The sequence below is a fragment of the Collinsella sp. AM13-34 genome (genome assembly GCF_003473055.1).
Lineage (GTDB): Bacteria > Actinomycetota > Coriobacteriia > Coriobacteriales > Coriobacteriaceae > Collinsella.
In genome coordinates this window covers 1-24,914 of the sequence record NZ_QRLE01000027.1, presented here as the reverse complement: position 1 = coordinate 24,914, position 24,914 = coordinate 1, and the positions used below count along the sequence as shown (strand labels likewise).

The 24,914-nt window shown below is 60.5% G+C and carries 21 protein-coding genes and 1 tRNA gene; 14 read left to right on the top strand and 8 right to left on the bottom strand.

What is annotated here, in order from left to right:
- Positions 1–131 precede the first annotated feature (131 nt).
- The 5 genes from DW151_RS09440 (at position 132) to DW151_RS09420 (ending at position 3,795) form a co-directional block, all read left to right on the top strand.
- A complete protein-coding gene (locus tag DW151_RS09440; protein WP_117637934.1) occupies positions 132–1,121 on the top strand; it encodes a PTS sugar transporter subunit IIB in 990 nt (329 codons plus the stop codon).
- An 18-nt stretch (positions 1,122–1,139) separates the two neighbouring features.
- Positions 1,140–1,958, top strand: a complete 819-nt coding sequence (locus tag DW151_RS09435) for a PTS mannose/fructose/sorbose transporter subunit IIC (RefSeq protein WP_117564943.1) — start codon at positions 1,140–1,142, stop codon at positions 1,956–1,958.
- A gap of 16 nt (positions 1,959–1,974) precedes the next feature.
- Positions 1,975–2,895 carry a PTS system mannose/fructose/sorbose family transporter subunit IID gene (locus tag DW151_RS09430; RefSeq protein ID WP_117564942.1) on the top strand — a complete coding sequence of 307 codons (921 nt, stop codon included), beginning with the start codon at positions 1,975–1,977 and terminating at the stop codon, positions 2,893–2,895.
- A 120-nt stretch (positions 2,896–3,015) separates the two neighbouring features.
- Positions 3,016–3,414, top strand: coding sequence for a DUF956 family protein (locus DW151_RS09425; protein WP_117759121.1), 399 nt, complete (start codon positions 3,016–3,018; stop codon positions 3,412–3,414).
- Positions 3,415–3,719: 305 nt separating this feature from the next.
- Positions 3,720–3,795 (top strand) — tRNA-Arg (locus DW151_RS09420).
- A gap of 152 nt (positions 3,796–3,947) precedes the next feature.
- Here the strand turns inward: DW151_RS09420 and pknB are convergent.
- The 6 genes from pknB to DW151_RS09390 all read right to left on the bottom strand — a co-directional run bounded on the left by pknB (position 3,948) and on the right by DW151_RS09390 (position 14,017).
- Positions 3,948–5,915 carry a Stk1 family PASTA domain-containing Ser/Thr kinase gene (gene pknB / locus DW151_RS09415; RefSeq protein ID WP_118335544.1) on the bottom strand — a complete coding sequence of 656 codons (1,968 nt, stop codon included), beginning with the start codon at positions 5,913–5,915 and terminating at the stop codon, positions 3,948–3,950.
- A 132-nt stretch (positions 5,916–6,047) separates the two neighbouring features.
- Positions 6,048–8,918 carry an FtsW/RodA/SpoVE family cell cycle protein gene (locus DW151_RS09410; protein ID WP_118335543.1) on the bottom strand — a complete coding sequence of 957 codons (2,871 nt, stop codon included), beginning with the start codon at positions 8,916–8,918 and terminating at the stop codon, positions 6,048–6,050.
- 16 nt (positions 8,919–8,934) lie between these two features.
- The gene (locus DW151_RS09405; RefSeq protein ID WP_118335541.1) at positions 8,935–10,734 is read right to left on the bottom strand and encodes a Stp1/IreP family PP2C-type Ser/Thr phosphatase; all 1,800 of its coding nucleotides are present in this window, start codon (positions 10,732–10,734) and stop codon (positions 8,935–8,937) included.
- A complete protein-coding gene (locus DW151_RS09400; protein ID WP_006235180.1) occupies positions 10,731–11,147 on the bottom strand; it encodes an FHA domain-containing protein in 417 nt (138 codons plus the stop codon). Before DW151_RS09400 ends, DW151_RS09405 begins: the two co-directional genes overlap by 4 nt.
- A gap of 6 nt (positions 11,148–11,153) precedes the next feature.
- Complete coding sequence (locus DW151_RS09395; protein ID WP_035136732.1) at positions 11,154–12,167, bottom strand: FhaA domain-containing protein; 1,014 nt, start codon at positions 12,165–12,167, stop codon at positions 11,154–11,156.
- The gene (locus DW151_RS09390; RefSeq protein ID WP_117584196.1) at positions 12,164–14,017 is read right to left on the bottom strand and encodes a serine/threonine-protein kinase; all 1,854 of its coding nucleotides are present in this window, start codon (positions 14,015–14,017) and stop codon (positions 12,164–12,166) included. Before DW151_RS09390 ends, DW151_RS09395 begins: the two co-directional genes overlap by 4 nt.
- 622 nt (positions 14,018–14,639) lie before the next feature.
- Here DW151_RS09390 and DW151_RS09385 point away from each other — a divergent pair.
- From DW151_RS09385 to DW151_RS09365, 6 genes are all read left to right on the top strand, one after another.
- Positions 14,640–16,592 (top strand): helix-turn-helix transcriptional regulator, encoded by a 1,953-nt coding sequence (locus DW151_RS09385; RefSeq protein WP_158571690.1) that lies wholly within the window; start codon positions 14,640–14,642, stop codon positions 16,590–16,592.
- 109 nt (positions 16,593–16,701) lie between these two features.
- On the top strand, positions 16,702–17,214 hold the full coding sequence (locus tag DW151_RS10515) for a hypothetical protein (protein ID WP_124785772.1): 513 nt from the start codon (positions 16,702–16,704) through the stop codon (positions 17,212–17,214).
- A 54-nt stretch (positions 17,215–17,268) separates the two neighbouring features.
- On the top strand, positions 17,269–18,150 hold the full coding sequence (locus DW151_RS09380) for a hypothetical protein (RefSeq protein WP_089573265.1): 882 nt from the start codon (positions 17,269–17,271) through the stop codon (positions 18,148–18,150).
- Between the two features lie 38 nt (positions 18,151–18,188).
- Entirely contained in the window at positions 18,189–18,986 is a 798-nt protein-coding gene (locus tag DW151_RS09375; protein ID WP_147347923.1) for a hypothetical protein, read from the top strand.
- On the top strand, positions 18,983–19,627 hold the full coding sequence (locus DW151_RS09370) for an ATP-binding cassette domain-containing protein (protein ID WP_089573263.1): 645 nt from the start codon (positions 18,983–18,985) through the stop codon (positions 19,625–19,627). Before DW151_RS09375 ends, DW151_RS09370 begins: the two co-directional genes overlap by 4 nt.
- A 5-nt stretch (positions 19,628–19,632) precedes the next feature.
- On the top strand, positions 19,633–20,292 hold the full coding sequence (locus tag DW151_RS09365) for a DUF5028 domain-containing protein (protein WP_117584193.1): 660 nt from the start codon (positions 19,633–19,635) through the stop codon (positions 20,290–20,292).
- Between the two features lie 105 nt (positions 20,293–20,397).
- Here the strand turns inward: DW151_RS09365 and DW151_RS09360 are convergent, their stop codons facing one another.
- Positions 20,398–21,114, bottom strand: coding sequence for a hypothetical protein (locus tag DW151_RS09360; RefSeq protein ID WP_089573261.1), 717 nt, complete (start codon positions 21,112–21,114; stop codon positions 20,398–20,400).
- Positions 21,115–21,230: 116 nt separating this feature from the next.
- On the opposite strand from DW151_RS09360, the gene dnaX reads away from it, so the two are divergent.
- The 3 genes from dnaX to DW151_RS09345 are packed head-to-tail and all read left to right on the top strand — an operon-like array spanning position 21,231 to position 24,276.
- Positions 21,231–23,696: a DNA polymerase III subunit gamma/tau gene (gene dnaX, locus DW151_RS09355; protein ID WP_158571689.1), complete on the top strand. Its 2,466-nt coding sequence runs from the start codon at positions 21,231–21,233 to the stop codon at positions 23,694–23,696.
- Between the two features lie 54 nt (positions 23,697–23,750).
- The gene (locus DW151_RS09350) at positions 23,751–24,011 is read left to right on the top strand and encodes a hypothetical protein (RefSeq protein ID WP_118335539.1); all 261 of its coding nucleotides are present in this window, start codon (positions 23,751–23,753) and stop codon (positions 24,009–24,011) included.
- The gene (locus DW151_RS09345; RefSeq protein WP_370448026.1) at positions 23,941–24,276 is read left to right on the top strand and encodes a DUF4160 domain-containing protein; all 336 of its coding nucleotides are present in this window, start codon (positions 23,941–23,943) and stop codon (positions 24,274–24,276) included. The genes DW151_RS09350 and DW151_RS09345 overlap by 71 nt, the downstream gene beginning before the upstream one ends.
- Here the strand turns inward: DW151_RS09345 and DW151_RS09340 are convergent.
- On the bottom strand, positions 24,267–24,776 hold the full coding sequence (locus tag DW151_RS09340; RefSeq protein WP_118335537.1) for a hypothetical protein: 510 nt from the start codon (positions 24,774–24,776) through the stop codon (positions 24,267–24,269). The two genes, DW151_RS09345 and DW151_RS09340, sit on opposite strands and share 10 nt — an antisense overlap.
- Positions 24,777–24,914 lie beyond the last annotated feature (138 nt).

The following is a 24,914-nucleotide window of genomic DNA, read 5'->3' as shown; positions in this document are numbered from 1 at the left end:
ATGAATGTGGGAGGTGTTCGGATAAAGTCGATAATCAAGGGTTTGCGAATTTAGCTATAAATCCACAAGGCGAACAGGTATACTCCTTTATTGTCGTGTAGGAAATACGTAGACAAAAAGGAGGTTATGTGATGGTAAGTATTGTTCTTGCTAGCCATGGGGACTTGGCAGCTGGAATCAAGCAGACGGGCTCGATGGTCTTTGGCGATCAGCCGTCTGTAGCCGTGGTCTCGCTCGAGCCGAGCATGGGCCCCGACGACTTCCGTGCCAAGGTCGAGGAAGCAGTCGCTTCCTTCGAGGACCAGGAGCAGGTGCTCTTCCTCGTTGATCTGTGGGGCGGCACGCCGTTCAACCAGATCAGCGGGCTCATCGAGGGCCACGATTCCTGGGCTATCGTCACCGGTGTCAACCTGCCTATGCTCATCGAGGCATATTCGCAGCGCTTTGACGCAAAGAACACTGCACATGCGATCGCAAAACATCTCGTGACTGAGGCTAAGGCCGGCGTGCGCGTCAAGCCCGAGTCTCTGGAGCCCGAGGAGAAGAAGCCGGCTGCGGCCGCCGCTGCTCCTGCGGGTGCCATTCCTCCGGGAACGGTGATCGGCGACGGGCACATCAAGATCGCCCACGTCCGTATCGACACGCGCCTGCTGCATGGTCAGGTGGCCACCACGTGGACCAAGCAGATCAACCCCAACCGCATCATCGTGGTCTCCGACGGCGTTGCTCACGACGAGCTCCGCAAGACCATGATCGAGCAGGCTGCCCCTCCGGGAGTCCACGCCAACGTCGTGCCTATCAAGAAGATGGCCGAGGTCGTCAAGGACACGCGCTTTGGCGACACCAAGGCGATGCTGCTGTTCGAGAACCCGCAGGATCTGCTCAGGGCCATCGAGGCCGGCGTCGACATCAAGGAAGCCAACATCGGTTCCATGGCCCACTCCAAGGGCAAGGTCGTCGTCACTAACGCCGTCGCCATGGGCGATGACGATGTCAAGACCATCGAGGCTCTCAAGGCCAAGGGCGTCAAGTTCGAGGTCCGCAAGGTTCCTTCGGATTCCTCCGAGGATCTCGACGCCATGTTGAAGAAAGCTAAGGCCGAACTGGCCGCTCAAGCATAGTAAAGGAGGGTCCGATACATGTCTGCAATCACTATTCTGCTTGTTGCGATTGTCGCGTTGCTTGCCGGTATGGAAGGCATTCTGGATGAGTTCCAGTTCCATCAGCCGCTCGTGGCATGCACGCTTATCGGTCTCGTAACCGGTCACCTTCAGGAGGGCATCCTCCTGGGCGGTTCGCTCCAGATGATGGCCCTTGGCTGGGCTAACGTCGGCGCCGCCGTCGCGCCTGACGCCGCTCTGGCCTCGGTCGCTTCTTCGATCATCATGGTGCTCGCCCTCAACGGTGGCGCCACCGATTCGGCCAAGGCCGTTACCGCCGCCATCGCCGTCGCCGTCCCGCTGTCGGTCGCTGGTCTGTTCCTGACCATGATCTGCCGTACCCTGGCTACCGCTATGGTTCACGCCATGGACGCCTGCGCCGAGAAGGGCGACTTCGCCGGCATCGAGCGTTGGCAGTACGCCGGCATCCTCATGCAGGGTGTTCGTATCGCCATCCCGGCAGTACTTCTGTGCATCATCCCGGCCGAGGCCGTTACCAACGCGCTTAACGCTATGCCCGATTGGCTGTCCGGCGGCATGGCTGTCGGCGGCGGCATGGTCGCTTCCGTCGGTTACGCCATGGTCATCAACATGATGGCCACCAAGGAGACCTGGCCGTTCTTCATCCTCGGCTTTGTCCTTGCTGCCATCCCTCAGCTCACGCTGATCGCCCTTGGCCTCATCGGCATCTCCCTTGCCCTCATCTACCTTGGCCTTAAGGATCTGGCCAAGCAGGGTGGCGGCATGGGCGGTGGCTCCGGTGACCCGCTCGGCGACATTCTGAACGATTACGAGTAGGAGGGGAGTGATACATATGGCAGAGAACAAGATTCAGCTCACCAAGGCTGACCGTAAGAAGGTTTGCTTCCGTCATCAGTTCCTTCAGGGCTCGTGGAACTACGAGCGTATGCAGAACGGCGGCTGGTGCTTCGCAATGATCCCTGCGATCAAGAAGCTCTACACCAGCAAGGATGACCAGATTGCCGCTCTTAAGCGCCACCTGGAGTTCTATAACACCCACCCCTATGTTTCCGCCCCCGTCATTGGCGTTACCCTCGCCCTCGAGGAGGAGCGCGCCAACGGTGCTCCGATTGACGACGTCGCCATTCAGGGCGTCAAGGTCGGTATGATGGGCCCGCTCGCCGGCGTCGGCGACCCCGCCTTCTGGTTCACCCTTCGCCCGATTCTGGGTGCACTGGGCGCTTCCCTGGCCCTGTCCGGCAGCATCGCCGGTCCGCTGCTGTTCTTCTTCGCGTGGAACATCATCCGTTACGCCTTCCTGTGGTACACGCAGGAGTTTGGCTACAAGGTCGGCTCCTCCATCGCCAAGGACCTCTCCGGCGGTCTGATGGGCAAGGTCACCGAGGGTGCTTCCATCCTGGGTATGTTCATCATCGGCGCCCTGGTCGAGCGCTGGGTGTCCATCTCCTTCACCCCGGTCGTCTCCAAGGTCACGCAGTCCGCTGGCGCCTATATCGACTGGGCCAACCTGCCCGCCGGTTCTGAGGGCATCAAGCAGGCATTGACGATGTACAGCTCTGTCGGTGCCAACGCACTCGACCCGGTGAAGGTCACCACGCTTCAGGCCAACCTCGATCAGCTCATCCCCGGCCTTGCCGCCGTGTGCCTGACCCTTCTGGTCTGCAAGCTCCTCAAGAAGAAGGTCAGCCCGATCGTCATCATCCTGGCTCTCTTCGCCGTCGGCATCATCGGTCGCGTCTGCGGCTTCATGTAAGCACGCTTCGGCTTAAGACCGAGAGTTGCTAGGCAAGGGCTTTTGAGCCATTGAAACGGACCGCACCCGGTGGGTACACTGGATGCGGTCCGATTGTTTTATTTGGAGGGCGAGGCGCGTATGGCGCAATCTCAGAACAGCACGGTCGATCTGGCAACGCCGGCAACCTGCCTGATGGGGCTTACCAGTCACGGTAACGTGATGGTGGGCAATAAGGCGTTTGAGTACTATAACGAGCGTAATCCCGAGGATTATATCCAAATCCCGTGGGACGAGGTCGACTATATTGCCGCCGAGGTTTTGCGCGGCACCAAGAAGATTACGCGTTTTGCTATCTTCACCAAGGACAACGGCCACTTTACGTTTTCGACGCGCGACGATAAAGAGACGCTTCGCGCGGTCCGTAAGTACGTCGACGAGGATAAGCTCGTGCGTTCGCCCGACTTTATCGATGTGACGGCCAAGGGCGCCAAGAGCATCCCCTCCGTTATCAAAAACCTTTTCCACAAAGGCAAGTAGTCATTAAAGAGCGCCCCCTCAAAGTGGGGCGCAGTCTCCCATGTGGCTCGATCGGGAAAGTGCATCCCAGTTCGAGCGTCGATTCCGGGATGTAGTTTCCGGAACGGGGTCGTTTGGGAAACCGTGTCCCGTTTCGAGCCGAAATTCTGGGTCACAGTTTCCCAGCGAAGTCTCATGGGGAAAGTCTGACCCAGAATTTGCCTGGATAGTGGGACGCACTTTCCGGAGGGCTGTTCCACCGCAACTTCGAAGAGTGGCTATACGTTGCATTACAGCGGCGTAAATCTGCTACACTAGTACAGCATGCCTCCGTAGCTCAGGGGATAGAGCACCGCTCTCCTAAAGCGGGTGTCGACGGTTCGAATCCGCCCGGGGGCACCAGAGATTTGTCGAGCCCGGTACACCGCCACGGTACCGGGCTCTTCTGGTTCATGTCATGTCAAAAACGAAGCGCCCGCTTGCTGGGGGAGCAAGCGGGCGCCTGTGAGCGAATATGTTTGCGGCGGGAGCCGTAATGGGCGGTGGGGCGGCGACTAGTTGGTCGTACCAGAATCGTCGCCCGTGCTCGTGCCCGAGCCAGAGCCCGAACCCGAGCCAGAAATCGAAACCGTCAGCGTAATCGTGTTGTCGGTGGACTGCTTGCCGGTGGGGGAGACGCCCGTAACGGTGGCGTTTTCGTTGCCGCTCACGGGGTTGCCGTTCTGGTCGCAGAACGCGATGTTGTAGAACCCGGCGTTGTTGAGCGCGGTGACGGCGGCGGAGATGCTCTTGCCGTACAGGTTACCCGGAACGCTGGCCTTGCCGGACTTCTTGGCAATGACGACGGTAATCGTGGCGCCGGGCTTCTGCTTGCCGCTGGGGTTCCAGCTGATCACGGTTCCCTCGGTAACTGAGTCGTTCTCCTGGTAGCTCACGTCGACGCCAAAGCCTGCCATATCGAGGGCGTTGCGCGCCTGGGCCTCGGTCATGTCGGTCAGGTCGGGGACGGACGTGGTATCCGGGCCGCTGGAGACCTTGTACGAGATGGTCGTACCCTTCTCGACTTCCTTACCGACGTCGGTGCCCTGCTCAAAGACCTGGCCTTCGTCGGCCTCGTTGGCCTCCTCGGTGGCGTTGCCCTTTAGGCCAACGCTTGCCAGTGCCGCCTCTGCCTGGTCCTTGGTTAGACCGACAAGCTGGGGAACCTCAACCTTCTCGGAGGGCTTGGGGCCCTTGGAGATCACCAGGTTCACCTTGGTGCCTTTGGGCTTCTTGGTGTTGCCGTTGGGGGTCTGCTCGGCAACCTTGCCCTCGTCGACATCGTCGTTATAGCTCTGGTCGATGGTGCCGACCTCGAGGCCGGCTTCCTTGATCAGCTCGACGGCAGTCTGCTGGTCCTTGCCCAGCACGTCGGGCACGGGGACCTGCTCGCCGCCAAAGAGCCCAGTAGCAAAGGCCAACACGATACCGATGACGGCAACGGCTGCCACCACAGCGGCGATAATCTTGTTCTTGTTGGACTTGGGCTTTTCGACCTCGTAGGAGCCGGTGGAGCCCGAAACCGAGCTACGGGCGGTATTCTGGCCGCTCACGCCCGAGACGGGACGCACCATGGCGCGCGTCTGATCGGAAAGCTCGCGGGTCTTGGTGGCGCCCAGCTCACCGGGGGCACCGATGATGCGCGTGGGCTCCGAGATGTTGACGGCACGGCCCGACAGGTAGCTGTTGAGCACCTGACGCAGCTCGTCGGCGGTCTGGAAGCGGTTTGCCGGGTCCTTCTCCATGCACTTGAGGATGATGCGCTCAAGGTCGGCGTCGACACCGGAGTTAATCTGGCTCGGCGGAATAGGCAGCTCGTTGACCTGCTTGAGTGCGACCGAGATAGCGTCGTCACCGTCAAAGGGAACGCGGCCAGTGGCGCACTCGTACATCACGACGCCCAGCGAGTAGATATCCGAGGTGGGGCCGAGGTCCTGACCGCGGGTCTGCTCGGGGCTGACGTAGTGGGCGGTTCCCAGCACGTTGTTGTCTTGCGTGAGGTGGCTGTTCTTGGCACGCGCGATGCCAAAGTCCATCACCTTGATGTTGCCGTCGGGCAGCACCATGATGTTCTGCGGCTTAATGTCGCGGTGGATGATCTCGTGCTTGTGGGCGACCGAAAGCGCAGAGCTGATCTGCGAGCCGATCTGGGCGACCTTCTTGGGGTCGAGGGCGCCGTGGCTCTTGATTCCGCTCTTAAGGTCAGTGCCGCGCAGGTACTCCATGACGATGTAATAGGTGTCGCCGTCCTTGCCCCAATCGTAGACGCCCACGATATAGGGGGAGGAGAGACCGGCTGCTGCCTGGGCCTCCTGCTTAAAGCGTGCGGCGAAGGTTGCGTCGCCAGCATACTGCGGCAGCATGATCTTGACGGCCACCGTGCGGTCGAGGACCTGGTCCTGTGCACGGTAGACGGTCGCCATACCGCCTGTCCCCACCTTATCCTTGAGGAGGTATCTTCCCCCGAGGACCCTCTGTTCCATTCCTGCTCCTAACATAACTATTCGCTCAACGATGTGTGTAGTACCTACGATGTGGCCGCTGGGGCCGTGTGGCGCGTTGCCGCTAACTCTTCGGCCGCGGCGCGCCTCGGGTGTCCGATTCGATCATGGGCATCACGCTCCCTGTGCGGCGAGCGCCGCGGTCAGGACGATGCCGGCAATCTTGGCCGCCTTGACGTCGTGTTTGTCGTAATCCTCCAAGGCCACCGAGATAGCGACCGTGGGTGAATCGTAAGGTGCAAAGCCAACGAACATTGAGTTGACGTTGGTGCCGCCGATCTCGGCCGAGCCGGTCTTGCCGGCGACCTTGACCCCGGGGACCTGGGCATCGGTGCCGGTACCGGACTGGACGACGGCGAGCATGGCCTGCTTGACCTGGTCGGCCGTGGCAGAGCTGACAGCCTGGCCCAGCGAGCGGGACTGCGTGGTCTTAACCACGGTTCCGTCCGGGGCGAGTACCTGGGCTACAAAGTACGGGTCCATGACCACGCCGCTGTTAGCGATGGCGGCGGCAATCACGGCGTTTTGCATGACGGTGGTCTGCGGGCCGGGCGTGTGGTCCATGCCGACAGGCTGGCCGGCGCCGGCCCAGGCGGTCTCCCACTCGGTCATGAGCGACGGGTCGGCCATGATGGAGGCCGCGGAGGTCAGGTCCTGGCCGAGCTTTTGGCCGTAGCCAAAGGCATTGGCAAACTGCACGAGCGTGTTTGCGCCAACTTCGTTTGCCACCTGGCCAAAGACGACGTTGGAGGACACGGCAAAGGCCTGCTGCAGGCTGATGGTGCCGTAGCTCTCGTTGGCATAGTTGGTGACCGGTGCGTTGCCGATGTCCATGGAGCCGGGCGCCTGGTAGGTGCTGGTAAGGCTGGCGGTACCGGTCTCGAGTGCCGCGGAAAGCGTAACGACCTTAAACGTTGAGCCCGGCGTGTACAGCGCGTCCATGGCGCGATTGTACATGGAGCCGTCCTCGCCGCCGCCCGCCTGCAGCAAGGCGTCGATGTTGGTGTTGTCGTAGGTGGGCGAGCTGGCACATGCGAGTACCGCGCCGGTACGCGGGTCGATGACCACTACAGCGCCCTTAAAGCCCTTGAGCGCCTGCTCAGCAGCCGTCTGGATGCGCGAGTCGATGGTGAGCTTGGCGGTGTTGCCCGGCTGGGTCTGGCCCGCGAGCGACGCGATGGCGTTGTTCCAGCTGGAGTAATCCTTAGAGCCGGTGAGCGTGTCGTTCATGACGCTCTCGATGGCGGTGGTGCCATACTGCTGGCTCACGTAGCCAACCACGTGCGCTGCCAGGTTGCCGTTGGGGTAGGAGCGTACGTAGGTGCCGTCCTCCTGCTGCAGTGACTCGGCCAGCGTCACGCCGTCGGACGTGATGATGGAGCCGCGCTGGATGTACTTGGAGCGGGCGATGGTGTGGTTGTTGGTCGGCATGTCCTGATAGTCCTTGGCCTTAATGACCTGGACATAGGTGAGGTTGCCGATAAGGATGGCGAACAGCGCCGTAAAGGCGAGCACCGCACGGGTTAGACGGTTGGCGAGCGCAACGCGGCCGAGCACACCGGATTCAGGCGTGTCGAGCAGGCGACGGCGCATGCGCGAGCCGACGGAATGGCTGCCGCTGCCGTAGGAGGACGAGGTGGCAAAGCGCGTGCCCGTCGGGACGGCGGCAGATGCGACCTGATCATCGGTGATGGCGGCCATGGTGCCGGTGCCGGTAAGCTCGGCCTCGCGTCCGGTCGCCTCGTCACCGGCGCGCAGCAGGAGCGCGACGATGATAAAGCTTGCCAGCAGCGAGGAACCGCCCTGGCTCATAAAGGGCAGGGTGACGCCGGTCAACGGGATCAGGCGGGTAACGCCGCCCACGATCAAAAAGGCCTGGAAGCTGATGGCGGCCGTAAGGCCCGTGGCACTAAAAGCGGCGAGATCGGATTTAGCGCGGGCAGCCGTGGTGAGGCCACGCACGGCAAAGAGCATAAACAGGATGAGCACGGCGCCGCCGCCCAAAAGGCCCATCTCCTCGCCGATGGCCGAGAAGATAAAGTCGGACTCGACGACAGGGATGTTGTTGGCCATGCCGTTGCCGATACCAACACCGACCAGACCGCCATCGGCAAGCGAGAAGAGCGACTGGACGATCTGGTAGCCCTGGCCCTGGGCGTCCTTAAACGGATCGACCCAAACTTGGAAGCGCACCTGAACGTGCGACAGGAACTTGTAGGCGCCCACGGCGCCGACGGCCAAGAGCGCAAGGCCGATAACGACATACGAAAAGCGCCCCGTGGCAACGTAGAGCATCAGCAAGAAGATAGTGTAGAACAGCACGGCCGAACCCAGGTCGCGTTCGAAGACGACGACGAGCAGGCACACACCCCACACGGCAAACAGCGGCAGCAGCAGTCGCAGGCGAGGGATCTTAAAGCCCAAGATCTTGCGGTTGGAGATGGAGAGCAGCTCGCGGTTTTCGGCCAGGTACCCGGCCAGGAACAGCACGATAAAGACCTTGGCGAACTCGCCAGGCTGGATGGTAAAGCCCGCGATGCGAATCCACAGCTTGGAGCCCGAGATCGTGGTGCCGATAAAGATGGGCAGCATCAGCAGGATGATGCCGATGATGCCAAAGGTGTACTTGTAGCGCATGACCACGTCGAGGTTTTTGACCAGTGCGAGCGTTCCCACCATCAGGGCCACCGAGACAAACAGGATGATGAGCTGTGAGATGGCGAGAGCGGGGGCGAGGCGTGTCACGAACGTGATGCCGATGCCCGAAAGTATAAATACGATGGGTAGGATGGCGGGGTCGGCGCCGGGCGCCAAGATGCGCACGGCGATATGTGCCGCGGCGAAGGCGGCAAAGAGGCCGATCGGCACGGCGAGCGTCTCAAAGGAGATGGCGGCGCCCGCGGTGAGCACGTACATCGCATACAGCAGGATGACGGGGAACGCCGAGGCGATGAGCAAGAGCAGCTCGGTGTTGCGGCGACTCATAAGCGGCACTCCCTTTCTAATTCTTATCGGAGGCTTCGGCCTCGGCGGACTGTTCGGCGGTTTTCTCGGAATCTGATTCGGAGGTCGATCCCTGATTGGTGTTGTCGCGAATCGTCTGCGCGTCAATCACCTGGCGGGTCTGCTCCTCGTCGATCTGGTGGCGGTACTTGGATATCGTGTCCTGCGCATCGTCGACACTTGTTTGCGGAATACCCGCCTTGAGGCGGTTTTGCGTGTCTTCGGGCAGGTCGGACAGCTTGATACTGGTTTCGCTTTCGAGCCAGTGAAGCTTGAGTCCGAGCGGCTTGCCGGGAAGGCCGCGCCAGACGGCGACATTGCCCTGGTAGGTACCCAGGTAGTACGAGCCGGTGACACCCGTGTAGGCCCAGATGGCAGCCGCCAGCACCAAGACGAGACCTAAGACGACGCCGATGGTGACGTTGCGGCGACGCACGCGTTGCGCCTCGCGCATAACGCCATCGTCAACCAGGTCAACGACTACTACGGTCACGTTGTCGTGGCCGCCGGCGGCAAGCGCCGCGTCCACTAGGTTGTCAACGCAGATTTGCGCGGTTGAGGACTGCGTGGCGATGTTCTCGATATCGCTATCGGGAATCATGCTCGAAAGGCCGTCAGAGCACAGTATCAGGCGGTCGCCTTCCTCGATATGCAGAGTGAAGTGGTCGGCATACATGGCGGGGTCTGAGCCCAGCGCACGGGTGATGACCGAACGGTTGGGGTGGACGCGAGCCTCGTCTGCCGTGATCTCGCCGGCGTCCACGAGCTCCTCCACGTAGGAGTGGTCGCGGGTCACGCGGATGAGCGTGCCCTCGTGGAGCAGGTAGGCGCGAGAGTCGCCCACGTGGGCGATGGCGAGCGTGTCGTTTTCGATATAGGCGCAAGTGGCTGTGCAGCCCATGCCGGGCTTGCCTAGGCCGTTCAGGGCCGCCTCGATTACGGCGGCGTTAGCTGCCTCGACGGCTGCCGCCAGGCGTGCTGCGTCGGCGGACTGCGGGGCCGTCTTGGCAATAGTCTCGACGGCGATGGAAGAGGCTACCTCGCCGGCGGCGTGACCGCCCATGCCGTCGCATACGCAAAAGAGCGGCGACTGCACCAGGTAGGAATCCTCATTGTGCGGGCGCACACAGCCAACGTCGGAGCGGGCACCCCACATGAGTTGCGTGGTGGTGCCGGCATCATAGGTCGAGTCGGTCTCGATGCGCTCCTCGGTCAGGGGCTCAAAGCTCATGGTCGAGCCGGGGTCTTTGAGCTTGGCTTCAACGGCGGCTACGTCGATCTCGGCTGTGTCACCGGGAGAGACGGTGTCGGTCTCGGCGTTTGATTCGGAATCGCCGGTGTCCGGGGAGTCGGGCTCCTCGGACACGCGGGCGGTCGACTCGTCGTCTTGCGGGCTGACGTCTATAGGCTCGGGCGCCGGCGTAGACACGGGCGCAACCTCGGATGCCGGGGCTATGGGAAACGCCGGCGCGGCGGGCTCGGGTGCCGCAAACACCGCAGCGCTCTCGTTGATTGCCGCGGCGACAGGCTCTGCAAAGTGAGCTGGCGCCGGGGTTGCTTCGGGCGCTGTGGGCTGTTCCGCGGCATGTGCGCCGATGGGCGCCGCTACGGTATCCTCTTCGTCCTCGTTATCGGCGAGATCCGAAATATCATGCGTTACATGCGAAAGAGGCAGGGAGAACACGGTGTCCTCGGGTTCCACGGGTGCGGAGCCCGCCGGAGCGGCGTGGGCCGGCGCAGCTGTGGCGGCAGCCGGTGCCTCGGTCATAGTCGCGGACTTGTTCTCCTCGTCGCTCATCGACGGTTCACCTTCATGACCACGTCGCCAATCTGGACTTCGTCGCCCTCGCGCAGCGTTGCGGGCTCCACAAGCTGGCGGCCGTTGACGAGCGTGCCGTTAAGCGAGTTGAGGTCTTCGATGATGAGCGCCGGGCCCTGCAGCGAAAAGCGCGCATGCGAGGCCGAGACGAACGGTTCGTTGATGCAGATGTCCGAAGATGGCGAGCGACCGACGATGACGGGGCCGAGCATGTCTACGTGGATGCCGCGGATACCGCGCGGACCCTTGTCCACATCGATCGTCCAGATAGCCGAGTCGCGGCGCTGTCCGCGCACAAGTCCCACGCCGGTCTTCATGACGGCGAACAGGAAGATATAGAGCAGGGCGACCAGGACGATGCGGCCTGCAAAAAGGACGATATCGATGTTCATAAGAGACTATCCCCTAAATTCAAAGGTGCTCAGGCCAAACGTCAGCAGATCGCCGTTGCGCAGCGGGCAGCGCGTAATGCGGCGGTTGTTGACGAGCGTGCCGTTGGTGGAATTGAGGTCCTCGATCGACCAATCCGAGCCCGTAAAGGTGAGCTGGGCGTGGCGGCGCGACACGTTGGGGTCGCGCAGGGCAATATCGGAAACCGAGCGCTCGCGACCGATAGTCACCTGTGCGGAGGTGATGCTATGGCTCTCGCCGCTCACGACGTCGACGAGCTGGGCGAGCGGGCGCTGCGGGGCGCGAGTGCTCGCCATGTTGGAGGCGATGCCGGCTGCGGCGCCTAGGCCCACGGCGGCACCGGTCGCGGCGGCTCCGCCCATGCCGGCAAGCGCGTCGCGCGAGACGGTCTGCGGCACCGGGATGGGTGCTGCGGCGGGGTCGGGGACGCTAGGCGCGAAGGGGTCTGCCACGGCAAGCGGGTCGGGAGCGGCGGCGCGAGGCGTCGGCTGCTGCTGGGGCATGGCGGCGGGGCGCTGCTGCTGCGGGGCAGCAAACTGCTGCTGGCCGGCGCGCGGGGCGCTGGCGGCACGGCTTGCCGCGGAGTTGTTTTGGCCCAGACCGTTTTGATAGGCGCGCTCTTCTTCGTACAGGCGGCCGAGCGTGGGGGCATCGACGTTCTCGGCAAAGACCGAGAACTTGCCGGCGCGCAGCTGCGGATCGATCATAAAGCGCACGAGGGGCTCGCCGACAAAGACATAGCGGCGCTTTTCGGCCTGCGCCTTCACAAACTCGCGGACCTCGCGCGAAAGCTCGGGGTAGAACGGGGCGAGCATGGGATCGTCGTCGGCGGCGATCAGGATGGTATAGAGTGCCGGCGCCGTGTTGACGCCGTTGATCACCAGAGTCTGATCCTCCATGTCGCGAGCGGCCTGCTTGGCAAGCTTCTTAAAGGAGAACGGGGCACGGGTGGCACCGAAGATGCCGGCCACGTGGTCCTCGAAGATGTTCAGGAAGTTCACGAAAGATCACTCTCCGTATAGGTTCTTTGGTATCCGAGCAAATATAGGCATATCCCAACGATTATAGAGGATAGGGTTCCCGCAACCGCCGCCTTGGCGACGACCGCGGCTGCAAGGCTGGCAATTTCCATATGGTGTGCAAGACAGGACGCCGCTGCGCAGCCGATGCCGGCGACAGCGATGGCGGCGATTACGGCAAGGTTTGAGCCCTGATCGGCACGCTTGGCATGGGCGTTGAGCAGCGCAGATGACGCCGCGGCAGTTGCCGCTACCAGCACAAAGGCAGCCCAAAGGAGTGGGTCTCCCAGCGCTGCGGCAACGTTACCGAGCCCCAGCACGCCTCCGGCTGAAAGCGCGACCGTGGCCAGACGGGCAAAAAGTGCGCCCATGCCCGTTGCCGCGGCGGCGCTTGCCGGGCCGAGCCAAAATGACGCGACGCCGGCGGTGACCCCAGCTGCCAGGAAGGTATTGCCGGTCAGACAGCCAAGCGCGAGTGCACAGGTGAGTGCGGCGCTCGCGGCAGCCTCGGTGCGACCCCAGGCGATCCACCAACCGGACATGGCGGCGGCAAAGATCACCGCGACGGGCAACATCGACAGGACGCCCTGTGCCTGCATGGTGGCGTTTGCCATGAGCACCAAAAAGCCCACAGCCGAGATGGCCGAGCCAATCTGGGGGGCCAGGCCGGCCGCCGCTCCGATCGCGATAGCCGCAATGACCAGGCCGGGAAGCGCCGCGACGCCGGCCGTCTGCATCAGCAAAAAGCTAAAGGCGCCGCACGTTAGCGCCGAGATAGCGTGCATGGCGTAGTCGCGCGCATGGCTCCAGCGCGTGCCTGCCCAGCCGAGTGCGGGGTCGACTTCGATGGTGTCGTCCTCGTAGTGCGACGGCTCGATATCGTCGAGCTCCTGCTCGTCATCCGAAAGTTCGCCAACCATTTGCTCCAGGCTGCGACGGCCTTCGCGCACGCTGCCCAGACCGGCAAGGAGCTGGTCGCAAAATGCCTCGATGCTGTTGGGGCGGTCCTGCGGCATGGGGGAGAGCGCGCTCATGAGCGCGGCCTCGGCTCCCGGGGGAAAGTGTGGTATCAGCTCGCTGGGATAGGTGGCGCCGCCGATGATGCGGCCGAGCGAGTCGGCGGGCGTGGCCGCCATAAAAGGAGCGCTGCCGCACAGGCCCTCGTAGATCACACAGGCGAGGGCAAAGACATCGGCGCGCTCGTCGACCGTGCCGGTCTCGATATCGAGCTGCTCGGGCGGCATGTAGCCGATGGTGCCGCCGCGTGAGCCGCCAAAGCCACCGGCGGACGACAGCCGCGCCATGCCAAAGTCGGTGAGCTTTACATTGCCCGAGTGGTCGATGAGCACGTTGGCGGGCTTAATGTCCAGGTGGAGTACGCCATTACTGTGGGCGAAGGTGAGCGCCTGGCCCAGGGCATCGGCAATGGCCGCGGCCTCGTCAAAGGTAAGTGAGTGGCCGTCCGCGCGGTGCAAAAACTCGGCCAGCGACATGCCATCGACATATTCCATAACCAGGTAGGCATAGGCTGTGTCGTGCGTAAAGTCGATGACCTGCACGATGTTGGGATGTTGAAGCATGGCGGCAGTGTGCGCCTCGCGCAGGACATCCATGATGTCGCTAGCGGGCATGCCGGCACCGTTGATAAGGGGGATGCGTTTAATGGCGACGCGGCGGCGCAGGTGCGTGTCGCGGCAGATCTCGATGGAGCCAAAACCGCCGGTCGCAAGTGTCTCGAGCGGCTGGTACCGCTTGAGCAGCTCGCGAGAGCTGGTGCCCTCCAAAGGAACGTCCGGCGAGAACCGGGCGGTATGTTGCGAGAAAAGCGGCATGGCCAACCCTCGTGCGTTTAAAGTTCGTTTGCGAGCGGCGGGCGCGGGGCCGAGCCGTTCGCGGTGGCATAGATGCTGCTAGTGTAGCACGCTCGGGCAGATGGCGAGGATAGCGGGATGCGAGGTGGCCCGATCGATTCGGCCCGTTTCGGCTCGTTTGGAAAGCGCATCTCAGTTTTCAGCCAAATTATGGGATGCGCTTTCCAAATGGGGTGGGCTGCGGAAACTGCATCCCAGAATATTGCCCTGGAACGGGATGCGCTTTCCGAACCGGCGTCCAAAAGGAAACCGCATCCCGCTTTGATGTGGGGACTGCGAACAAAAGCCGGACCGTGATCTGGCGCGGATTGGAGTTCGCCTGAATCATTGATGCTGGCTGGTGTGAGAACAGAGATAAACGAGCGGCTCGAGCGATATAATGACACGCTATGGAGGCCGTATGCTCTTTTCCCGCCGTTCTGCTACATTTGCCTGCGCCATTGCGCTTGTCGTAATGGCGGTCACCCCTTATCACCGGTTTTCATCTTCAATCGGCCTAGCGTCAGGTGCAATGACCTGGCTCGTTATCCTGGGCGCATGCCTCGCGGCGTTTGTTCATGGTGCTGCGCTATGCAAGGGGGGAATGAGAAGGCCGAGGCATCTCGGTGCCATCGGTGTTTTCCTTGGTGTTATTGCAACGGTTCCCGAATGGGCCGACCTGGCTTTCTATGCTCGCGGAGACTCTATTCCAATCGTGTTTGCACCGATTTGGTTGTTACATGGCGTTTCGTGTGTCTCGTGCTTTGTTGGGTCGCTGCTTCTCTCATATGTTATTTGGGGCACGGCGGACTCTCCTTTGACGCAGAGGTCGACACGGACTGACGAAAGGGAAACTCGTCACCCGCAGGACGCGATTTTTACAGAAACAATAGCCGTCATGTCTTGCCTGCTGTTTTGCTGTCGAGTTTCATGGAGAGTCGTTCCCGAGCCATGGGGGATGCCCCCTGTAACGGCCGCGTCAATTGGCCTTGCGCTTTTAATTCCGTTGGTCTATCTCGCATTGACTGTGGCCCCGCCGTTTTGCCGCCCTCGTGCCTTTGGCCATGGGCGGCGCGACGTGTTTGCCTGTTCTGTGCTCGTAGCAGTTCCTATTGGTCTTATTCCGGCTGTTGAGGCGGCATACTTCGCAAGCGATGCCGTGGTCATTGCATTGCTGGCGATGGGGTCCGTTATCGCTGCTGCCTTCGTATGCATGTTGCTAAGGGGGAAACGGGACAACAATTCGGATATCGCCTGTGCGTCCGACACATTCGATGCGGGGGTGTTTTCCCCTGCCCTGTCGCCTAGAGAAGAGCAGTTTGTTCGACTGCTGCTCAAAGGGAAAACGCCGGCGGAAATTGCCAAGGAGACGGATACGAAGCCATCGACGGTGAGAACAACGCTTCACCGAGCATACGGGAAGGCGTCGGTTGCGGGCTCACGCGAGCTCGTGGCGCTGTTTGCGGGTGAGGGCGATACTGTAGGGCATGAGCTACCGCAGCGGCATGCTGACGATATAGTGGCATCAGCTCGAACGCGCCGGCTGTTTCGATACCTGCTCACATTATTCTTTATCCTCCTTGCGGCGGGGCCCTTGGTAATGGCGGATAGCGATTGGGGGTCCGGTGTTTCGCGGGCTGTCGCCTTTTCCCTCTTAAGCTACGCATTGGGTCTCGGACTGCTTCTGTCGCTACGCTACGCGGGTGGAAAAGCGAATCGTGGCGCTGCGCTGGATAGAGCGGGTGAAGCGATTTGGCTCGGAAGCCCGTACGTATGGGCGGTGCTATCTGCTGTGGAATGGTCTTTTATCTATATCGCGGCATTGATGTGCATACGCGTTCCGTTGATGGCTGTGCCGGTCCTGTTTTGCGGCGTGGCGTCTACGGCTTCGCTCGCTGTTGGGCTGCGTCCGTTTAAGGTGCATGCCCATGCTCGGGCTATCGTGCCGTTGGTGTCAATGGGCATGGTTGCCTTAATCTATGCGGTCGCTAGGGGGCGAATCCATGGACTTGCGGTGCTGACGGGGGTGCTGCTCACATATATAGTGATGCGAAGCTGTCCGCAGCGCAAAATGCTTGGGATATGGATGCTTTGCTTCGGGGCGACGGCTCCTGTTTGGGCTGTCTTGCTCAATATGGTGCAGGATCTGACGGTTTTCGAGCCGTTGTTCCTCGCGTCGTTGTTGGGGCAAAGTTCGGCTGTCAATGTCGTCGTGGCAACGGTGATTGTTTGCTGGTCTGTGCCCATGTTCGTTACGCACATCGCGCTCGCCCGCTCGGTTGAGGACGAGAAGGCCGTCTTGGAGTACCGGGCGAACGGGTCCACCGAAACGGCCCGCGTGCGCCAGCTGGCCCTGCTTACGTCGCGCTCCCTTTCTGATGTTCAGTCGCAAATTTTGCTGATGACGGCAGAGGGGGCAACGACAAAGGCCATTGCGGAGGATGTCGGTTACGCTGCATCTACGGTGCAAGCGCTGCGGTCTGCATCTTACCGCCAGTTGAAGATCAAGAATAAGGCGGAGCTAATTTTATTGTTATCGCAGGTAAATAACGTGTAAACGCCTGAGCAATCAACTCAATAGCGGGTGTTTACAGACATCTTTCTCTATTCATGCGAAGGTTGCCGTGCGTCGACGCATTGTTAACCGCTTTTGATTGGAGAAGGCCATGATTAAGCCAAGGAGCGCTATTGCTCGAATCGGAGTCGGCTTGGTGATTGCAGCTGGTCTGTCCCTAGGGGTTCCCGCTGCATCGTTTGCACAAGAGGAGTTTGACACCTCTCAGGTTTCCAGCATTACTCAAAACGCCGATACGGGAATTACGACCTGTACGAACAATGCCGATAAGGCATTTAGTTTTCAATGTGCCGGGACGAGTGCAACTGGCTACCGTCAAAAGGATGATTCCTCATCGCTCTATCTGGATATCCAGGGCCATACGGGAAATCCGCTTCGGTTATATACAGACGGTGCGTATAACACAAGCGGTAGCGGCAGCATGAATTGTACTCAGGGAACGTATCGTTCGAATCACAAGGGACAGTGGGAAATGTATAACCTCGTCCGTGAGAACGGGCGATCTGCGGCGCGACTGACTGCATGGGCGGAGTCTGGCTACGGCACTGTTATTGGCGTATGGAGCCCCGACTGCGTCGGGCATTTCCACAAGCTTCCCGCATAGTTGTTTGAAATGGCTCCCTTCCGGCTTTCTGGGTCGGAAGGGGGAGGAGGACGTATGAACCAAAAGCTCGCAAGATACGAACTGTCGAAAACGATTAGACGTCCAGCTTTTATCCTTGCTCTCTTGATTGCGGTCGCAGTTGCAATAGCTGCCGCGCTGGAGCCGTGGGCAAATTTGGAAAAAGAGCGCCACAACCTTCTTTCTTTTGGTTACGGCGTTGGCGTGCAAGCCGAAAATTATCTCGGTCAAACACGTGAAAGCAGCTTCGGTAACTGGATTGTTGTGAGCGCGAACGCGCCACTGTCTGCGTCGGTGTTTTTCTATGCACTGCCCCTGCTTGCAATGTTGGCTGGATCTTGGTCGTGTCTCTTTGAGCGTTTGAGTGGTTATGACATGCAGATATGCACGCGCGTTTCCAGAAAGGCGTACGTGAACGTAAAGATGCTGTCTGCTTTCCTCTCCGCGTTTACAGTGACTGCCATTCCTCTGCTCGTCAATTTCCTGATCGTCTCGATGCTTTTTCCTGCGTATCTTCCTCGGGTCGATGAGTCGACTTACGTAGGACTTTACCTGCATAGCTACTTCTCCGGTCTATTTTATTCGCATCCTTTGTCATATGTGCTCGCATACACGCTGTTCGATGCTGTCACGCTCGGGACTTTATCCATGGCTGTAACTGGCTTCTCAATTTTGTTTCGTAGCAGAATCAAAGCGATAATTGTCCCGTATCTGCTAATGGTTGCGTGGCATTTTGCAAATGGCTGGATCTTCGGCGTAATGGCTTGTGTGGGGTTTAACTGCAATATCCTCAACAGCATCAGGTCGGAATCGCTGAATAACTGGCCAGACATTCGAGCCGGTTTTGCGGAAATCATATTATTGACCCTTGCTTCGTTGGCTTTTTCTGGGGCGTGGAAAAGACGCGAGGTGGTCTGATGCTGTTTAGGCTGGTCGCCGCGGACCTGAGGACCGTTTTGAAGAAGAACATCCTTACTTTTATTGCAATTGCGGCAGTGACCGTTGCGAACTTGGTGTACGCCTACGGATTGTCTTCTGTGTATGGGGTTAGAACGGATACCTTGGGGTTTGCGGATAATCTTGCGCTCGTGTTTGCCGGATCTGCTCCGTTTGAGCCTAGGCCCGGGGTCATGTTTGTGCCTCCGCTAGGATGGCTATTTCTCATTCTGCTTATTCTCTATACAACACTCGACTATCCGACCGAATCGTTGCACGGGTTTGGTTTGCAAGCGCTTGTTCGATGCCGGGCAAGAACCCTTTGGTGGGTCTCGCGTTTTATCTTGGTGGCGGCAGTAACGGCATTTTCACTGCTCGTGGTGGTTTGCTCTGTTGTGATTTGGAGCTTGGTGGTGAGCTCCTCGTTCAGCGCGGTCATTCATGGTGAGTCGCTTCAACTGGCTAATTTGGCGCCGTGGTTTCTCAAAGCTGCCGAGGCAGATGCGCTGCCGTTTTTCATAGGTCTCTTATTTGCTTTTGAGGCGCTTGCGTTTGCGCAGGCAGCGGTTGGGTTTGTGCTTGGGTCGTCAGTCTCGTTTGTGGTTTTAATGAGCTACCTGATCTGCTCGGCATATGCACGACATTGGGCGCTATTGGGTAACGCCTTGATGCTGTTGCGCTGGGGTGGAATTGTCAAAGAGGGAATCGCGGCGGGCTCGAGTGTCTTGTCATCAATTGGGCTTATGTCGTTATGCCTATCGTTGGGTGGACTGTGGTTTCGAAGGGCCGACCTTATAGAAAAGGGGGACAAGATATGAGTGTGATCGTAAGGGGCGTATCGAAGCGCATGGGTAAAAACGATGTCCTGCGCAACGTGTCCATCGAGGTTGACCCTGGGACTGTGGTCGGGCTTCAGGGGATAAACGGTTCGGGTAAGACCATGCTCATGCGAGCGGTTTGCGGGTTGATCAAGCCTACCGAAGGCGAAATCTCTATCGATGGCCAAAGGCTTGGGGCGGACATCTCGTTCCCGCCGAGTCTGGGGATGTTGATCGAGGCGCCTTCCTTTTTGGGATATCTGTCTGGCTACGACAATCTGAAGCTCATCGCTCAGATCAAGGGCGTTGCCACCCCCGAGGACATTCGCTCTGCCCTGCGGCTCGTGGGGCTCGATGCAGACGAAAAAAAGAAGTTCCGAGCATACTCGCTTGGGATGAAGCAGCGTCTGGGGATAGCTGCGGCAATTATGGAGAAGCCGAAGCTGCTTGTTCTCGATGAGCCAACGAATGCCCTCGACGAAGCGGGCGTTGAAATGCTCAAGCGCGTTGTGGCGATGGCGGCATCAACGGGTCGTGAGGTCCTTCTGTCCAGCCATGACGGAGAGGTGCTCGAGGAACTGGCCGATCGGGTTTACTGCATGCGCGACGGTGCCGTTGTGAAAGTTCGGGAAAGGTCGTGAGCGCGATGAAGAAGACCCTGTGGACGAGAAGATCGGCGCTCGCGCTTTTTTGCTGTGCTGCTGCCGGCCTTGCGGGCATGAGGGTGAGCGTCGTTAACGGGAACCGGACGGTCATTCCTGAGAAATATTACGCGGAGGGCGAATGGCTCTCGATGGATGGAGCGTTTCTGGGGTCGAAGGATGTGGTGACTGATGGGTATTCGTTTTGCATAGACGGGGCAGAGTTGCTCACGCCGCGCGAGTATCTCAAACGAGCACATGACGATTATTCAAAATATGGCACCGTGGATACGAAAACGAGACTGAAGGATGCCGACATCACGTGCGTTATCGCCGTAAAGATGCGTGTCAGAAATAGGGATAATATCGACGGTGGAATCAAAGCGTATGTTTGGCATCTGGTCCCGGAGTCTGCGCCAAACTATGATTTTGTAGTCAATACCGATCTGATAACGCAAGCCATGCCGGTCCTTGGCGGCTCTGCTGCGTTTGCCGTGGAGGTTGGGGCAGAAAACGAGTTGCTCGTCCCATTTATGATGCAGAACACCAACGACTATTTCGAAGGTTACGAGACCGTCCGTTTTGAGAAAGCATTTCCCGGGACTTACACGATGAAGATGACCGATCTGCCGGAGCGGAGGCTCTTAAGGTTTGAAGTGAAATAGCTCGAGAGCAAGGCAAAACGGGTCCATTGGCGGTACGCGCGCCCGATTCCAGGCGCCCCGGCCCGGAATCGGGCGCGGGACGAGGCGCCTTCGGTGTCGGCCGGCCTACCGCTTCTTCTTGCTCTTCTTCTGCTTGCGCTGCTTGCCCTTGGTCTCCTGGGGCTTGTCGCCCTGTTTTGCTTCGGCAGCGGCCTTTTCTGCCTTCATCTTCTTGCGTTTGGTCTCGATGCGGAGCTTTTTGTTGATGCGCGCCTTAAGGAAGGGACCGAACTGCTCGGCATCGCCGCGGACAAAGGTGTCCTTAGGGATCGTCACGCCCTGGTCGGCGAACATGGCCACAAAGATGCGCTCGCCGTCGAGCACGTGGTCGAGCTTTTCAAACGGGAAGAACTGCGACTTGCCGCTCGTGCCCCAAACCATCAGGCCGTCCTCGTTGGCGGCGACGCGGCGATAGCGGCCACCCATGGACTCGTCGGCCTCAACGGCGTCGATAAAGTCGCGGGCGAGGGTGTGGTGCAGGTTTTTGCTCCACCAGGCCAAAAAGGCGCCGAATACGATCAAGACGACGCCAAACTTGATCCAGTTGCCGCCGGCCACCAGCATGCCGATGCCGATGAGCGCGGCAATTGCCGCGGCGACATACAGCGAGCCGCGACGCCTGGGCGAGGCGACCAGGCGGGCGAAGTCGGTGACGAGGTCGTTTTCGTATTGGTACTCGTTGAGGTACAGGATGCCGTCGTCGGCTGCGGCCTGCTCCTCGAGCGCGACCTCGACCTGGTCGGCTGCTTCGGAGGGAACGAGGTTGCTCTCTGCGTCTGCCATGCTCTTTGGACTCCTATCGCGGCGGGCTCGCCGTACGGGTTATTATGGAATGCAGTATGCCGTGCGACCGCATGGCCGCCGCGGCAACAAGACTCAGTATACCCGGGGGAGCACCCATGGAATCGTTGTACCGAAAGTATCGCCCGCTCACCTTTGACTCCGTGGTGGGCCAGCAGCATATCGTCTCGACGCTCGAGCACGCCATCACCGAGGGGCGCCTGTCCCACGCCTACCTGTTCTGCGGACCGCGCGGCACGGGCAAGACCACCATGGCGCGCATTCTGGCCAAGGCGCTGCTGTGCCGCAATGCCGAGGCGGCGCGCGCCGAGGGTGCAAGCGGCTGCATGCCCGACGGTACTTGCGAGGAGTGCGAGCTCATTGCCGAGGGTAACCACCCCGATGTCTACGAGCTCGATGCCGCCTCCCGCACGGGCGTGGACAATGTGCGCGAGGAAATCATCAACTCCGTCAACTTTGCCCCGGTGCGCGGCAAGTACAAGATCTATATCATCGACGAGGTCCACATGCTCACGACGGCGGCGTTCAACGCGCTGCTCAAGACGCTCGAGGAGCCGCCGGCACACGTGATCTTTGTGCTGTGCACCACCGACCCGCAAAAGATTCTGGAGACCATCCTCTCGCGCTGCCAGCGTTTCGATTTCCATCGCATCGGCAACGAGGATATCGAGCGTCGCCTGGCATACGTGTGCGAGCAGGAGGGCTTCGATTACGACGATGAGGCGCTGGCTATCGTGGTGCGCCATGCCAAGGGCGGTATGCGCGACGCGTTGTCCACGCTGGAGCAGCTGAGCGTCTTTGGCAACGGTTCTGTGCATGCGGACGACGCCCGCTCGCTTTTAGGCGAGGTTTCGGACCAGATTCTGGGCGAGTTTTCCCGCGCCATTGCGTCACGCGATATTGCCGAGCTCTATGGACTCATTCGCGCCCAGGTCGAGGAAGGAAATGACCTGCTGGAGCTGACGCGCGACTTGGTGGCGCATGTACGTGACGTGTACGTTGCCTGCGTTGCCGGTGCCCGTGCCGAGCTGTTTGAGGGCGGCTCCGAGCAGGCCGAGGCGCTTGCTGCCGAGGCCGCTGCCTTTGGCGAGCATCCGGCCGACCGCCTGGCCCGTGTGCTGACAGTGCTCGACGATGCCGCGCTGGAGATGAGGGGCGCGAGCGACGTGCGCCTGGTACTCGAGATCGCCTGCACGCGTCTGGCACGTCCCGAGGCTGATTTAACGATTGAGGCATTGGCCGAGCGCGTGGCACGTCTGGAGGCCATGGTTGCCAACGGCGCCGTGCCGGCGAGCGTGGCTGCTGCTCAGGCCACCGCGCCTGCAGCATCCGTACCCGCTGCTGCCCAACAGCCGACGCTAATTTCGGGCGCTCGTGCTGCCGCTCCGGCGGCATCCGCTGCCCCCGCTGCTACGTCCGCGCGCCAGGGCGGTATGCCTTGGGACCGTGGTGCTGCTGTTCCGGCTGCCCAGCCTGCGTCCCGTTCTGCGTCCGTGTCAGCTTCCAAGCCTGCAGCGCCTGCACCTCAGCCTGCGCCGACTCCGACGCCTCAGCCCGTTGCGGCTCCCGCGCCTGCCACCGCTCCGGCACCTAAGCCCCAGTCCAACAATGCCGCCCAGGTTGCCGCCGCCGGTACTGCCGAGACGCCCGCGGTCGAGGATGCCGGAGAGCTGCAGCGCAAATGGGCCGAGGTTGTCGAGCGTGTCAAGGCCCGTCAGGCCTCCTACGCAGGGCTTTTGCTCAATGCCCGCGCCACGTCAGATGACGGCTCCAAGCTCACGGTCTCGTTCCCCGCGGGCTCGACCTTTGCCATCAAGATGCTCGGTCGCGCCGACACGCAGTCGGTGGTCCTGCCGACGGTCTGCGCGGTCTTCGGTCGTCGTACCGTCGACTATGTCCTGGATGGGGGTGGCACGCCGGCTCCTCAACATGAGGAGCATTCTCCATCTGCACGGGCTGCGGCATCTGCGGACCCGCAACCCGTGTCCTCGGCGGCCCCTGCATCCTCGAGCGCCAGCGCGACGCAGCCAAAAGCGGCACCGGTAGCGGCACCGACCCCGTCGGCGCCTGAACCCGCTGCGCCCAAACCGGCTGTTCCGATCCCCGCGCCTGCGCCCAAGTCATCCGACCTGGCCAAGGCCCCCTGGCTGCGCTCCGACAACCCCGCCGGCGCTCCTGCCACGGGCAAGCTCCCGACCGAGCCCGCACCCCGAGCGCCCGAGCGCGCGTCCGCTCCCACGGCTCAGCCCGCCGCGCCGTCTGCGCCGTGGGAATCCGAGCAGGTTCCCTACGACGATGCCATGGTCGGCGGTTTTGCTGCCGATGCCGGCGGGGACGATCTGCCCCCGTTCGACGTGCCGGGTGCGGCGTCCGCGCCCAAGCCCGCTGCAACTGCCCCCAAAGAGGAGGACGCTCCTACGGCTCCCTGGGAGTCCAACCCCGGCGCGGGCAGCCCCTTCGGCCATCAGGGCGCAGCCCCAAGCATCCCGCAGACCGAGGACGAGGCCAAAGCCCTCATCCGCAGTGTCTTCGGCCAGTCCACCATCTTCAAACCGGTGGAGTAGCTGCGCGGGCGGGTATACTGCTCAAGAAGAGACCTCTTTGAACGGAGCGAGCTTATGATGTGGGAATATGTCCGTCTTGAGGACGATACGCAAATCTCGTATTCCGAAGTCCGCGAGGACAACACGGTGAAGATCGTTGTGGAGCGCCCACGCGATTGGGGCTTTGACACGGCGGAATGTATCTTGCCGGCATTCAACTGGGTGTCGCACGAGGGCTTTAGCGAAGCGGACCTCAAAGACCTCGATGATTTTGTGCGTAATAACGCCCCGCTTATCTTGCGTTTTGCTTACGAAGGCGGACGAGTCTATGCCTAGTCTCTTCCGACTCGGGCCGTACGTCATCTTTTTCTGGACAGGGGAGAACGGTGAATCCGTCCATGTTCATATAGCGGTCAAGCGCCCCACTGCCGAGGCGACCAAGATATGGCTTACTCGCTCCGGCGGATGCAAGCTGGCCCATAACAAGGGCGATATTCCTGCTCGGGATTTACGCGATATCATGCAGTTTGTTTCATCTAACCATGCGCTGATTTGCAAACGTTGGAAAGAAACAACCGGCGGGCTATCGTTCTACTGCTGAGAATCGCTCGCCGGGCTTAGGACTCCTAGCTCTTCAGGGGTTTTGTCCGGGCACATCTGTATTTCGGACATGTGTAGTGTGGTGTCGCGTATATCGCATTCGAGCAGACAGGTGCGTGACGGTCGGCCTAGGATGCTGAGGTCGATGCGATACGTCGCGTGGCTGTCCGTGTACTCGACTTGCTCGGCGTTGATGGTTGCCCCGATTGTAAATAAAGAGCCCGGTTCGGCATCGACAATCTTGAAGTCCTTTATCTTGACCTTGAACTCTTGGTAGAGGGACGGGCTGTTGTAGTAAACAGTTCGGGTTCCGTCGGTGCACTCATCGGTCGCTTCCCATTTGACGACGGGCTGGTCCGAGCTGGCTATCAGCAGTTCTGCTCCAAAAGCTATGGCATGGGTGATGACAACCAGCAATGCCCAGCCGACAAAGAGATAGAGAACCACATATGCAACGGGGTGTTTTGAGCGGATGTTTTGGAGCGCGTCGGGGACATTCATGGGGCACCTCCAACTTGCTATCTTTGACAATCAAATTTTACCATGCCGTCATGAGCGCCACCTCGAGCGGGGGTTTAGCATTTTGCTATCTAGCTGGACCTTGATTATCGACTTTATCCGAACACCTCCCACATTCAT

What these genes read in the sequence shown, in the direction of transcription:
- DW151_RS09440 (WP_117637934.1), top strand. Translation starts at nt 132, where the DNA reads ATGGTAAGTATTGTTCTTGCTAGCCATGGGGACTTGGCAGCTGGAATC.
- DW151_RS09435 (WP_117564943.1), top strand. Translation starts at nt 1,140, where the DNA reads ATGTCTGCAATCACTATTCTGCTTGTTGCGATTGTCGCGTTGCTTGCC.
- DW151_RS09430 (WP_117564942.1), top strand. Translation starts at nt 1,975, where the DNA reads ATGGCAGAGAACAAGATTCAGCTCACCAAGGCTGACCGTAAGAAGGTT.
- DW151_RS09425 (WP_117759121.1), top strand. Translation starts at nt 3,016, where the DNA reads ATGGCGCAATCTCAGAACAGCACGGTCGATCTGGCAACGCCGGCAACC.
- pknB (WP_118335544.1), bottom strand. Translation starts at nt 5,915, where the DNA reads ATGGAACAGAGGGTCCTCGGGGGAAGATACCTCCTCAAGGATAAGGTG.
- DW151_RS09410 (WP_118335543.1), bottom strand. Translation starts at nt 8,918, where the DNA reads ATGAGTCGCCGCAACACCGAGCTGCTCTTGCTCATCGCCTCGGCGTTC.
- DW151_RS09405 (WP_118335541.1), bottom strand. Translation starts at nt 10,734, where the DNA reads ATGAGCGACGAGGAGAACAAGTCCGCGACTATGACCGAGGCACCGGCT.
- DW151_RS09400 (WP_006235180.1), bottom strand. Translation starts at nt 11,147, where the DNA reads ATGAACATCGATATCGTCCTTTTTGCAGGCCGCATCGTCCTGGTCGCC.
- DW151_RS09390 (WP_117584196.1), bottom strand. Translation starts at nt 14,017, where the DNA reads ATGCCGCTTTTCTCGCAACATACCGCCCGGTTCTCGCCGGACGTTCCT.
- DW151_RS09385 (WP_158571690.1), top strand. Translation starts at nt 14,640, where the DNA reads ATGAGAAGGCCGAGGCATCTCGGTGCCATCGGTGTTTTCCTTGGTGTT.
- DW151_RS10515 (WP_124785772.1), top strand. Translation starts at nt 16,702, where the DNA reads ATGATTAAGCCAAGGAGCGCTATTGCTCGAATCGGAGTCGGCTTGGTG.
- DW151_RS09380 (WP_089573265.1), top strand. Translation starts at nt 17,269, where the DNA reads ATGAACCAAAAGCTCGCAAGATACGAACTGTCGAAAACGATTAGACGT.
- DW151_RS09370 (WP_089573263.1), top strand. Translation starts at nt 18,983, where the DNA reads ATGAGTGTGATCGTAAGGGGCGTATCGAAGCGCATGGGTAAAAACGAT.
- DW151_RS09365 (WP_117584193.1), top strand. Translation starts at nt 19,633, where the DNA reads ATGAAGAAGACCCTGTGGACGAGAAGATCGGCGCTCGCGCTTTTTTGC.
- DW151_RS09360 (WP_089573261.1), bottom strand. Translation starts at nt 21,114, where the DNA reads ATGGCAGACGCAGAGAGCAACCTCGTTCCCTCCGAAGCAGCCGACCAG.
- dnaX (WP_158571689.1), top strand. Translation starts at nt 21,231, where the DNA reads ATGGAATCGTTGTACCGAAAGTATCGCCCGCTCACCTTTGACTCCGTG.
- DW151_RS09350 (WP_118335539.1), top strand. Translation starts at nt 23,751, where the DNA reads ATGATGTGGGAATATGTCCGTCTTGAGGACGATACGCAAATCTCGTAT.
- DW151_RS09345 (WP_370448026.1), top strand. Translation starts at nt 23,941, where the DNA reads ATGATTTTGTGCGTAATAACGCCCCGCTTATCTTGCGTTTTGCTTACG.
- DW151_RS09340 (WP_118335537.1), bottom strand. Translation starts at nt 24,776, where the DNA reads ATGAATGTCCCCGACGCGCTCCAAAACATCCGCTCAAAACACCCCGTT.